This window comes from Streptomyces sp. NPDC056503 (genome assembly GCF_042794995.1).
Classification (GTDB): Bacteria; Actinomycetota; Actinomycetes; order Streptomycetales; family Streptomycetaceae; genus Streptomyces.
Genome location: NZ_JBHTST010000105.1, coordinates 20,161 through 30,823, shown reverse-complemented (window position 1 = coordinate 30,823; position 10,663 = coordinate 20,161). Strand labels below are relative to the sequence as shown.

Here is a 10,663-nt window from a genome sequence, read left to right as displayed (position 1 = left end):
GTGCCGGACCGGCACCCGCCCCCTCCGGGGTTCCCGCGACTCAGACGACGCGCACCTCGGGGACGTAGAGGATCCACTTGCCGCCCCGGGCCCGGAACTCCTCCTCCTTGGCCATGATCTCCTCGGCGTGGTTCCACGCGAACAACAGGGCGTACTCCGGATACGGATCGGAGAACGCCGCCGACGGCCGCACCGGAATGCCCGAACCCGGCGCCAGCTTCCCGTGCTTGGCCGGCGTCGAGTCGCAGATGAACGGCACGAGCTCCGGGCCGAGGCCGCAGAAGTTCGTCACCGTCGAGCTCTTCGCCGTCGCCCCGTACGCCACGACGCGGTGGCCCTCCTCCGCCAGCTTCCGCAGCAGCGCCGGCAGATCCTCCCGGATCGCCCCCACCGCGGCCGCGAACCGCTCCCGCGTCGCCGCTTCGAGCAGGCCCGAGGCCACCTCCTCGGCGAGCAGCTCCGCGACCGCCCCGGCGGGCCGGCGCCGCCCGGCGCGCGCCAGCGTGTACCGGATCTGGCCGCCGTGCACCGGCAGCCGCTCCACCCCCACCAGCTCGAAACCGAACCGCTCGGCCATCGCGCGCACCGAGTGGGCGGTGAAGAAGAAGACGTGCTCGTCGTAGATCTGGTCGAAGCTGGTCCGCTCGATGATCTCGCCGAAGTACGGGTCCTCGAAGACCAGCACCCCGTCCGGGGCGAGCAGCGCGTCCGCGCCCGCGAAGAGCTCCGCGACGTCCGGGACGTCGCAGACGGTGTTCGCGGCGTACACCACGTCGGCGGGGCCTTCCGACTCCCGTACCTCCCGCGCCGACACGGCGTCGAAGAACGCCCGGTGCACCCGGGTGCCGCCCTGCCCCGACGGCTCGAAGGCCAGCTGCCGCACCCCGGCCCCGGCCACCGTCGCCAGCGTCACCCCGTCGTTGCAGCCGATCTCGACCATGAACGGGTCGTCGCCGGTCAGCTCCCGCGCCAGGAAGCCGCGCGCGGTCTCCTCGAAATGGGCCCGCATGACCCGCGACTGCGACGAGTGGTACGGATAGCCCTCGTGCACCGCGCGGGACCGCGGGACGTCCTCCATCAGCTGGACCATCGAACAGTCCGGACAGGCCCCGACCGCCAGCCGGAAACGGAACTGCTCGCGCCGGTCACCTGGCTCGGTGAAGGCCGCGGACAGCGGTTGCTCTCCGAAGTCGAAGAACTCCTGGAGCGGTGAGCTGCATACCCGACAGTGCGACATGAGGGCGGTCTTCTCCGGGGGTCGTGGTGGAGTCAGGCGGCGGGCGGCCGTCCCGACAGGCTGTGCAGACACGCCACGAGGCTGCGCGCCTGGATGTTGACGTAGTGGCTGTGGCGCAGGAGGTCGGCCAGCTGGTGCATCGTCATCCAGTGGTAGTCCGGATGGTCGAAGTCGGCGAGGTCCTCGGAGCCGACCTCCACGATCACGTACCGGTTGCGCGCGTGGAAGAAGCGCCCGCCCTCCTCGGAGAGCGTCGCGTCGAACCGGATCCGCTCGGGGCCGGCCTCCCGGACGACGTCGAGCAGCGGCGGCAGCGCGGCGGGCGGCAGGTGCCCGAAGTTCTCCGGGGTGCACTGGACCGTCGGCGAGAGCTCCGCCACGTCCAGGTACCCGGGCTCGACGAGCGCGTGCACCAGCACCTTCAGCACCCCGTCCACCCGCTTCACGAGGAACGCCACGATCCCCGTCGCGCACGGCCTGATCATCGGCTGGGTCCACCGCTGGACCTCCCGCGAACCGGCCCGCACGTCGACGGCGATCAGCTCGAAGAACCGGCCGGTGTCGTGCGCGACCGCGTACTCGGTACGGTGCCAGCCCTCCAGCGCGTTCAGCGGGATCCGCGAGGTGAGCACCTCGGAACGGCTGCGCACCCCGGTGAGCCACCGGAGCACCCCGTCGGTGGAGCCCTCCTCGCCGGCGCCGCCCGCGCAGGAGCGCAGCAGCGCCGCCCGGAAGCCGTCGTCACCGTCGTCCCCACCGGTGTCGTCACCGGTGGGGCGGGCCGCGAGCGGGCCCGCGTCGCCCGAGAAGGGCAGACACGCGAGGACCGTCCGCGCGTCCATGTTCACCACGTCGTCGACGCGCAGCAGCGCGTGGAGCTGGCCGAGCGTGAGCCAGTGGAAGCCGTCGAGCACCTCGACGTCCTCGGTGACCTCGACGACCATGTTGCGGTTGCGCTTGCGGTAGAACCAGGAGCCCTGCTCCGACTGGCGCACGTCGGTGAGGATCCGGTGCCGCTCGGCCTGCCGGAAGTACTCCAGGTACGGCACGGAGCGGCCCGCGTGGACCCGGGTGTAGTTGCTGCGGGTCGCCTGGACCGTCGGCGACAGCTGGACGCCGTTGACGTTGCCCGGTTCCACCTTGCCCTGCATCAGGAAGTGCAGGACGCCCCCGAACTCCTTGGCGAGCACGCCCAGGATGCCCAGTTCGGGCTGGTTGATGATGGGCTGCGTCCAGTGCGGCACCGGGCTGTCGGGGATCTGCACGTCCAGGCCCTCGACCGTGAAGAACTTGCCGCTGTCGTGCGCGAGGTTCCCCGTCGACGGGTCGGCCGACCAGCCGACGAGCGCGTCCAGCGGGATGGGGCGGACGTCGTTCTGCGCGTGCGCGTTGCGGTCGGCGAACCAGCGGTGGAAGCCGGCGTTCGGGGCGTACCGGCTGTCCGTCGCGGCGGCGGACCTCGCGATCCGCGCCGCGGTCGACCACTCCTGCTCCAGGGTCGGCACCGCGGCGGTGGACAGGTCGTTCATGGGACGGACTCCTAGCGGGATGAGGCGGTGTCCCGGTCCTGCCGGCGGCCGTGACTCAGACGACGTGGACGTCGGGGACGTAGAGGATCCACTTGCCGCCCCGGGCCCGGAACTCCTGCTCCTTGGCCATGATCTCCTCGGCGTGGTTCCACGCGAAGAGCAGGGCGTACTCCGGGTAGTCGGCGGCGAAGTCGGCGGACGGCCGGACGGGGATGTGGGAGCCGGGCGTCACCCGGCCCTGCTTCTGCGGCGTCGAGTCGACGACGTACGGGACGAGGTCGGGGCCGATGCCGCAGTAGTTGACGACGGTGGCGCTCTTGGACGTCGCTCCGTACCCCACCACCCGCCGGCCCTCGGCCTTCAGCTTCGTCAACAGGGCGGTCAGCTCACGGCAGTTGCTCTCGATCCGGGCCGCGAACCGCTCGTACACGGGCGCTTCGGCGAGCCCCCGCGTCCGCTCGCGCTCCAGCCACTCGGCGACCGCGGCCGTCGGCGTGCGCTCCCCGGCCCGTGCCGTCGTGTAGCGCATCGCGCCGCCGTGCACCGACAGGTGCTCGACGTCCACGAGCTCGAAGCCGAACCGCTCGGCCATGGCGTGCACCGACCGCACGGAGAAGAGGTAGAAGTGCTCGTCGTAGATCTGGTCGAAGGAGGCGTGCTCGACGATGTCGCCCAGGTAGCGGTCCTCGAAGACGAAGATCCCGCCCTCCTCCAGGAGCGCGTGCGCACCGGCGAACACCGAGTCGATGTAGGCGATGTGGCTGATGGTGTTCGCGGAGAAGATCAGCCGGGCGGGCCCCTCGGCCGCGCGGACCTCCCTGGCCGTCGACTCCTCGAAGAACGCCACCCTCACCCGGGCGCCGTCCGCCGCGGCGACCCCGGTGGCGGCCTCCGCCGGGTCGACGCCCAGGTGCCGCACACCGGCCGCCCGGACCGTCCCCAGCATGATGCCGTCGTTGCAGCCGACCTCGACGTAGAACGGGTCGTCCCCGCCGAGTTCGGTCGCCAGGAAGTGCCGGGCGGTCCGCTCGAAGTGCTCCCGCATCACCGACGACCCCGACGAGCGGTAGGGGTACTCGCCGGGGAACATCTGCTCCCTGGCCACCTCCTCGAACTGCTGCACCATCGTGCATGCGGCGCAGACTCCGACGGCGAGTCGGTAGAAGTGCTCGCGGTCGAGTTCCTCAGGGGTGGGGAAAGCGTTGGATACCGGTTGGCGCCCGAAGTCGAAGAACCTCTGAACGGCACCACCGCATATTCGGCACTCTGGCATGCCGAGCACACTAGTTGCGGCCCCGTAGGGGGCCAACCCCTATTACCTGCGGAGAAAAGAGAAGGACCCCGACGCCGGGAGGGCGTCGGGGTCCGGTGCGCGGGTCAGAGGTTCCCCAGCACCTCGCGCACGGCACTGATCACCTTGTCCTGGACTTCGACCGGCAGGGACGGGTACATCGGCAGCGAGAAGATCTCCCCGGCCAGCTCCTCGGTCACCGGAAGCGAACCCTTCCGGTAACCGAGGTGCTCGAATCCCGACATCGTGTGCACGGGCCACGGATAGCTGATGTTCAGCGCGATGCCGTACGCCTTGAGCGCCTCGATGATCTCGTCGCGGCGCGGGTGGCGCACCACGTACACGTAGTAGACGTGGGTGTTGCCCGCCGTGGTCGAGGGCAGCACGAGACCGGTGTCGCCGAGCCCCTCCTCGTACCGCCTGGCCACCGCCTGCCGGCCCGCGACGTAGGCGTCGAGACGGCCCAGCTTGCGGCGGAGGATCTCGGCCTGCACCTCGTCGAGCCGGCTGTTGTGGCCCGGGGTCTGCACGACGTAGTACCGCTCGGCCATGCCGTAGTAGCGCAGCTTGCGCAGCTCCGCCTCGACGGCGTCGTCGGAGGTGACGACGGCGCCGCCGTCGCCGTACGCCCCGAGCACCTTCGTCGGGTAGAAGGAGAAGGCGGCGGCCCGGCCCATGCTGCCCGCGATCCTGCCGTGGTGGCGGGCGCCGTGCGCCTGCGCGCAGTCCTCCAGGAGCTCCAGGCCGTGCCGCGCGGCCAGCTCCTCCAGGGGCGCCATGTCCACGCACTGCCCGTAGAGGTGCACGGGGACGATGGCCCGGGTCCGCTCGGTGATCGCGGCCTCCACCTGGGCGGTGTCCATCAGGTAGTCCTCGCGGCGCACGTCGACGAAGACCGGCGTGGCGCCCGCCCCGTCGATCGCGAGCACCGTCGGCGCGGCCGTGTTCGACACGGTGATCACCTCGTCGCCGGGGCCCACGCCCAGCGCCTGGAGCCCGAGCTTCACGGCGTTCGTGCCGTTGTCCACGCCCACCGCGTGCGCGGCGCCGTGGTAGGCGGCGAACTCGTCCTCGAAACCCCGGACGCTGGCACCCAGCACGAGCTGCCCGGAGCGGAACACCCGGTCGACGGCGTCGAGGATGTCGTCGCGCTCGTTCTCGTACTCCGCCAGGTAGTCCCACACGCGTGTGGTCACGGCCGTCCCCACTCCCTGCTCCGCAGAAGGATTCGCGGCAAGAGGAATCCACGATTATCCAAGGTCGGCAGAATTCCATACCTATCCCTATGGGGGTGCAACCCCTAGCTGCCCCAGCGAAGAGTTGCTCCCCCCAGAGGGGGCATTCCCGCATTGCCATCGATACGGACCCCTGGGTAGCTTCGCCAGGACAACTCGCCTTCGGTCCTGGCGTTGTTGGCCGGGCCCGCTACCAAGGGAAAAGAACGCATGAAGGGAATCGTTCTCGCGGGCGGTACCGGCAGCCGGCTCACCCCCGCGACGATCGCGGTGTCGAAACAGCTTCTCCCCATCGCCGAGAAACCGATGATCTACTATCCGCTGTCCGTCCTCATGCTCAGCGGAATACGCGAGATCCTGGTCATCGCGAAACCCGTCGACGTGCCGCAGTTCCGCCGCCTCCTCGGCGACGGATCGCAGCTGGGAATCAGCATCGAATACGCCGAACAGGCACAGCCGGGCGGCCTCGCCGAGGCGTTCGTCATCGGCGCCGACCACATCGGCGACGACCCGGCCGCCCTGGTGCTCGGGGACAACATCTTCCACGGCCCCCGCTTCCAGGACCTCCTGGAGGAGTGCGCCCGCGACGTCGACGGCTGCGTCCTCTTCGGCTACAAGGTCAAGGACCCCGAGCGGTACGGCATCGGCGAGGTCGACGCCGAGGGCCGGCTGGTCTCCCTGGAGGAGAAACCCCGCAGCCCCCGCTCCAACCGGGCCGTCACCGGCCTGTACTTCTACGACAACGACGTCATCGACATCGCCAAGAACGTCCGGCCCTCGGCACGCGGAGAGCTGGAGATCACCGACGTCAACCGCGAGTACATGCGCCGCGGCAAGGCCCGCATGGTCGACCTCAGACGGGGCTTCGCCTGGCTGGACACCGGCACCCCCGAATCGCTCCTCCAGGCCTCCCTGTACGTGCGGACCCTGGAGGAACGACAGGGCGTGCGCATCGCCTGCCTGGAGGAGGTCGCCCTCCGCAAGGGCTTCATCACCCCCGACCAGTGCCACCGCCTGGGCGTCGCCCTTGGCGCCTCCGGCTACGGCCAGTACGTCCAGGACATCGCGGCCGAGTTCGCCGCCTGACCACCCGGTGACCGTTCCCCGCGCGGGGAACGGTCACCGGGGAACGGCCACCGCCGCGCCGCCCTCAGCCCACCGCGACCGGGAACCGCGCGACACCCCGGACCACGGGCGACCGCATGCGGTGCACCGGCTCCCCGGCCGGCCGCAGCCCCCGCCACGCCCCCGCCGTCAGCGAGGTCAGCGCCGCCCGGGCCAGCAGCCGCACCACCGGCGCCACCACCTCCGCGTACGTCCCCTCCGCCAGCGACAGATGCCGCGCCGCCTGCCGGCGGCCGACCCGCAGCCGCTCCGGCTCCGCGAACACCTCCGGATCGCGGTTGGCCGCGTCCACCAGCACCACCACCTGGTGCCCCCGCTCCACCGGCTGACCCGCCACCTCGGTGTCCGCCGTGGCGATCCGGCTGATCAGCCGCACCGGCGGCACGAACCGCAGCAGCTCCTCGACCGCCCCCGCCACGAGCCCGGGCTCCTCGTGCAGCAGCTCCCACTGGTCGGGGTGGTCCCACAGCGCCCGTACGCCCTCGCAGACCAGGTTCGCGGCGAGCTCCGCGCCCACGCAGACCGTCAGCAGCAGCACCGCGAGCACGTCCTCCCGCGCCGCGCCGTCCGGCCCGGCCGCCGCGAGGAGCCCGCCCACCACGTCGCCGCCGTCCGCCGCGCCGCCCCGGTCCACCAGCCCGTCGAGCAGCTCCCGCAGCCCGTCGTACGACTCCACCAGGCCCCGCGCCATCGCCAGCGTCGGCGGGCACAGCAGCGCGTCCGGCGCGCCCCCGCTGCCCGCCGCCAGCTCCGCGAACCGCGCCCGTGCCTCCCCCTCCACCCCGAGCAGCTCCGCCAGGAACGCCGCGGTCGCCCCGCGCACCACGTCCGCCATCAGGTCGAACCGGCCCCCGACACCCGCCAGTCCGGCGTCGAACAGCCCGCGGGCCGCGTCGAACCGCCCCGCCAGGGCCTGCTCGCCGAGCACCGGGGCGGCCAGGTCCCGAAGCCGCCCGCAGGCCGCCCGGTCCCGCCCGAACAGCCCGTCGTCCACGGACAGCACATGCTTGAGCGACGCGCCCGAGTCGATGCCGAACACCTTCCGGCGCCGCGCCCGGCCGCCGGCCCGTACCACCTCGCCCGGTGCCAGGCGCTCGTCGCGCAGCACCGCGAGCCCCGCCTCGTGACCGGCCGTCACCCACACGTCCGACTCGCTCTGCCGCAGCGGGGGAAGACCGCGCATCCCCTCGTACAGCACGTCGAGCACCCTGGGCTCGATGCCCTGGTCCCGCAGGATCAGCGCGTACGGGTCGCCCCGGTTGCCCCGCATCCACTGCGTGCCCCGCGCGGCCAGCAGATGCCGCGACAGGTCGCTGTCGTCGAAGAGCCGCGGATCGATCTGATGCTTCGTCATGCCCGGCCAAGTCCCTTCCCTCACGGGCCCCGCGCGGGTGACCCGCGCGCTCCCCACCCGTTCATAGCCCGAGGCCGGGCCCCCGGGCCACCCCTGCCCCGCAGCCCCGCCCCACCCCCCGGACGCCCCCGGCGGAAAGGGGGGGATAGGGGCTGACCTACCCCGGACCCCATGTGAGTGTGAGGTCAATACCTGGCGCAGCGTGCCTGGATTCCGCATGAAATCTGCACCGGTCCCGCCAGGTCAGCGCAGCCTCTATCCGGCGGGACGATGAGGAAGAACGCAGCAATGACCAGAGCACTGATTGTCGGTGGCGGAGTGGCGGGCCCGGCGAGCGCGATCGCGCTCCAGCGGGCAGGACTCGAACCCGTCGTCTACGAAGCGTACGACCGCGGCGCGGACGGCATCGGCCAGAACCTCGTGCTGGCCGTCAACGGATACAGCGCCCTGCTCGCCCTGGGCGTGCCCCACCTGGCGAACGGCTTCGACATCCCCCGGTACCGCTTCCACCTCGGCAGCGGCAAGGAACTCGCCCAGGTCCTCAACGGGTCCCCCCTGGCGGACGGCACCGTGGCCCGCGCCATCACCCGGTCCGACCTCTACACCACCCTCCGCGACGAGGCCATCGCCCGGGACATCCCGGTCCACTTCGGCAAGCGCATGGTCGACGCGGAGGTCACCCCGGACGGCGTCGTCGCCCGCTTCTCCGACGGCGACGAGGTCACCGCGGACGTCCTCGTCGGCGCCGACGGACTCCACTCCACCACCCGCAAGATCATCGACCCGGCCGGCATCGACTTCCGCTACGGCCGGCTCTGGACCACCGGCGGCTACTGCACCGGCGTCGAGGCCCCCCGCGAGACCGGCACCGAGTTCATGTACCTCGGCAAGCGCGGCTTCTTCTGCAACATCCAGGACCCCGACGGCCGCATCTGGTGGTACGCCACCCTCACCCGCCCCCGGCAGCCCACCGCCGCCGAACTGGAGGCGATCAGCCCCGAGGACTGGCGCACCCAGCTCGTCGAGGCCTTCTCCGTCGACAACAGCCCCGCCGTGGAGATCATCAAGGCCACGGACGCCATCTGGCCGCCGCGCCCCATCCAGGACATCCCCCACCTGCCCAAGTGGCACAACGGCCGCATGGTCGTCATCGGCGACGCCTGCCACGCCGTGTCCCCCTCGGCCGGCCAGGGCGTCTCCATGGCCATCGAGGACTCCGTCACCCTCGGCAAGTGCCTGCGCGACATCCCCGACATCCCCGCGGCCCTCCAGCGGTACGAGGAACTGCGCCGCGAGCGCGTCGAGCGCGTCGTCTCCTTCGGCAAGCAGTGCGGCCGGGCCCTGGAGACCGGCGGCACCCTCATGCGCATGGGCCGCGACGTCTTCGCCCGCATCGCCTACAGCGAGCGCGGCTCGCAGAAGGCGCACGAGGAGATGAAGTGGCTGTACGAGCACCGCATCGACTGGGACACCCCCGTCGGCCGGAGCACCCCGAACGCCGCCTGACCTCCACCGCACCACACCGTCCGAAGCGTCCGCGCCGCCACCGAGCCGAGGGGAGCCCATGCGAGTCCTGTTCACCGTGTACGCGGCGAAGACACACTTCTACAACATGGTGCCGATCGCATGGGCCCTCCGCGCCGCCGGCCACGACGTCCGCGTCGCCAGCCAACCGCAGCTCGCCGAGGCGATCGGCCGCACCGGACTGCCCGCCGTGGCCGTCGGCGACGAGGACGGCCTGGAGGGCCGCGAGACCCCCGCCGACGGCGGCCACGTCACCAGCGACACCTCCTGGCGCGACCTCAACGCGGGCGTCACCGAGACCCGCCCCTCCAAGCTCACCTGGGACTACGTCCTCGGCACCTTCACCGTCGCCTGCTCCACCCACTACGAACACGCCACCGGCGGCCGCGCCATGCTCGACGACCTCGTCGACCACGCCCGCGACTGGCGCCCCGACCTCGTGATCTGGGACGCCATGACCTTCGCCGGGCCCGTCGCCGCCCGCGCCTGCGGCGCCGCCCACGCCCGCATGCTCTTCGGCCTCGACTACATCGGCCGCATGTACGGCGACTACGTCCGGCTGCGCGACGGCCTGCCCCCCGAGCGCCGCGACGACCCCGTCGGCGACTGGGTCACCGGACGCCTCACCCGCTTCGGCTGCGCCACCGGCCCGGAACTCACCACCGAGATGATGACCGGCCAGTGGACCATCGACCCCACCCCGTCCTGGATGCGCTTCCCCCTCGACCTGCCCACCCTCCCGGTGCGGTACGTCCCCTACAACGGCCCCACCAGCGTCCCGGACTGGACCCACGAACGGCCCGCCAGGCCCCGCGTCTGCCTCTCCCTCGGCATGACCGCCCGCGAGGTGCTCGGCGGCGACGCCTTCTCCGTGACCGACCTGCTCGACGCCCTCGGCGAACTCGACATCGAGGTCATCGCCACCCTCAACGCCGACCAGCTCGGCGGCGGGCACCGACTCCCGCCCAACGTGAAGGCACTGGACTTCGTCCCCCTCAACGACCTGCTGCCCAGCTGCTCCGCCGTCATCCACCACGGCGGCTTCGGCACCCTGGGCAACGCCCTCGTCCACGGCGTGCCCCAGATCATCGCCCCCGGCCGCTACTGGGACGAGGTCGACTTCGGCCGACACCTGGAGGCCAGGGGCGCCGGACTGCTCCTCGACCACGAGGAACTGTCCGGCGACGCCCTCAAGAGCCGCCTCGACGCCGGCTCGTTCCGCGACGGAGTCGCCAAGCTCGTCGGCGACCCGGCGTACCGCGACAACGCCGCCCGCGTCAGAGACGAGATGCTCGCCGCCCCCTCGCCCCACGACCTCGTGGCCGAACTGGAGCGACTCACCGCGGCCCACCGCGCCTGAAGCCGAGA

The 10,663-nt window shown here is 71.7% G+C and carries 8 protein-coding genes; 3 read left to right on the top strand and 5 right to left on the bottom strand.

Features of this window, described 5'->3' with window-relative positions:
* Positions 1-40: 40 nt before the first annotated feature.
* From ACFQ8C_RS26695 to ACFQ8C_RS26680, 4 genes are all read right to left on the bottom strand, one after another.
* Positions 41-1,237 (bottom strand): class I SAM-dependent methyltransferase, encoded by a 1,197-nt coding sequence (locus ACFQ8C_RS26695; protein WP_383462048.1) that lies wholly within the window; start codon positions 1,235-1,237, stop codon positions 41-43.
* A gap of 32 nt (positions 1,238-1,269) precedes the next feature.
* On the bottom strand, positions 1,270-2,766 hold the full coding sequence (locus tag ACFQ8C_RS26690) for an NDP-hexose 2,3-dehydratase family protein (protein ID WP_383462046.1): 1,497 nt from the start codon (positions 2,764-2,766) through the stop codon (positions 1,270-1,272).
* A 55-nt stretch (positions 2,767-2,821) separates the two neighbouring features.
* A complete protein-coding gene (locus tag ACFQ8C_RS26685; RefSeq protein ID WP_383462044.1) occupies positions 2,822-4,039 on the bottom strand; it encodes a methyltransferase domain-containing protein in 1,218 nt (405 codons plus the stop codon).
* 104 nt (positions 4,040-4,143) lie between these two features.
* Positions 4,144-5,253 carry a DegT/DnrJ/EryC1/StrS family aminotransferase gene (locus tag ACFQ8C_RS26680; protein ID WP_383462042.1) on the bottom strand — a complete coding sequence of 370 codons (1,110 nt, stop codon included), beginning with the start codon at positions 5,251-5,253 and terminating at the stop codon, positions 4,144-4,146.
* Positions 5,254-5,502: 249 nt separating this feature from the next.
* Here ACFQ8C_RS26680 and rfbA point away from each other — a divergent pair, with 249 nt between their 5' ends.
* Positions 5,503-6,378, top strand: a complete 876-nt coding sequence (gene rfbA / locus ACFQ8C_RS26675) for a glucose-1-phosphate thymidylyltransferase RfbA (RefSeq protein WP_383462041.1) — start codon at positions 5,503-5,505, stop codon at positions 6,376-6,378.
* A 64-nt stretch (positions 6,379-6,442) separates the two neighbouring features.
* On the opposite strand, the gene ACFQ8C_RS26670 is transcribed toward rfbA, so the two are convergent.
* Positions 6,443-7,771, bottom strand: a complete 1,329-nt coding sequence (locus ACFQ8C_RS26670; RefSeq protein ID WP_383462039.1) for a P450-derived glycosyltransferase activator — start codon at positions 7,769-7,771, stop codon at positions 6,443-6,445.
* Between the two features lie 288 nt (positions 7,772-8,059).
* Between ACFQ8C_RS26670 and ACFQ8C_RS26665 the strand changes: the two genes are divergently transcribed.
* Together ACFQ8C_RS26665 and ACFQ8C_RS26660 are read left to right on the top strand one after the other, a co-directional pair.
* On the top strand, positions 8,060-9,277 hold the full coding sequence (locus tag ACFQ8C_RS26665) for an FAD-dependent oxidoreductase (RefSeq protein ID WP_383462037.1): 1,218 nt from the start codon (positions 8,060-8,062) through the stop codon (positions 9,275-9,277).
* A 58-nt stretch (positions 9,278-9,335) separates the two neighbouring features.
* Positions 9,336-10,655 (top strand): activator-dependent family glycosyltransferase, encoded by a 1,320-nt coding sequence (locus ACFQ8C_RS26660; protein WP_383462035.1) that lies wholly within the window; start codon positions 9,336-9,338, stop codon positions 10,653-10,655.
* The last annotated feature ends 8 nt before the right edge of the window (positions 10,656-10,663 follow it).

What these genes read in the sequence shown, in the direction of transcription:
- ACFQ8C_RS26695 (WP_383462048.1), bottom strand. Translation starts at nt 1,237, where the DNA reads ATGTCGCACTGTCGGGTATGCAGCTCACCGCTCCAGGAGTTCTTCGAC.
- ACFQ8C_RS26690 (WP_383462046.1), bottom strand. Translation starts at nt 2,766, where the DNA reads ATGAACGACCTGTCCACCGCCGCGGTGCCGACCCTGGAGCAGGAGTGG.
- ACFQ8C_RS26685 (WP_383462044.1), bottom strand. Translation starts at nt 4,039, where the DNA reads ATGCCAGAGTGCCGAATATGCGGTGGTGCCGTTCAGAGGTTCTTCGAC.
- rfbA (WP_383462041.1), top strand. Translation starts at nt 5,503, where the DNA reads ATGAAGGGAATCGTTCTCGCGGGCGGTACCGGCAGCCGGCTCACCCCC.
- ACFQ8C_RS26670 (WP_383462039.1), bottom strand. Translation starts at nt 7,771, where the DNA reads ATGACGAAGCATCAGATCGATCCGCGGCTCTTCGACGACAGCGACCTG.
- ACFQ8C_RS26665 (WP_383462037.1), top strand. Translation starts at nt 8,060, where the DNA reads ATGACCAGAGCACTGATTGTCGGTGGCGGAGTGGCGGGCCCGGCGAGC.
- ACFQ8C_RS26660 (WP_383462035.1), top strand. Translation starts at nt 9,336, where the DNA reads ATGCGAGTCCTGTTCACCGTGTACGCGGCGAAGACACACTTCTACAAC.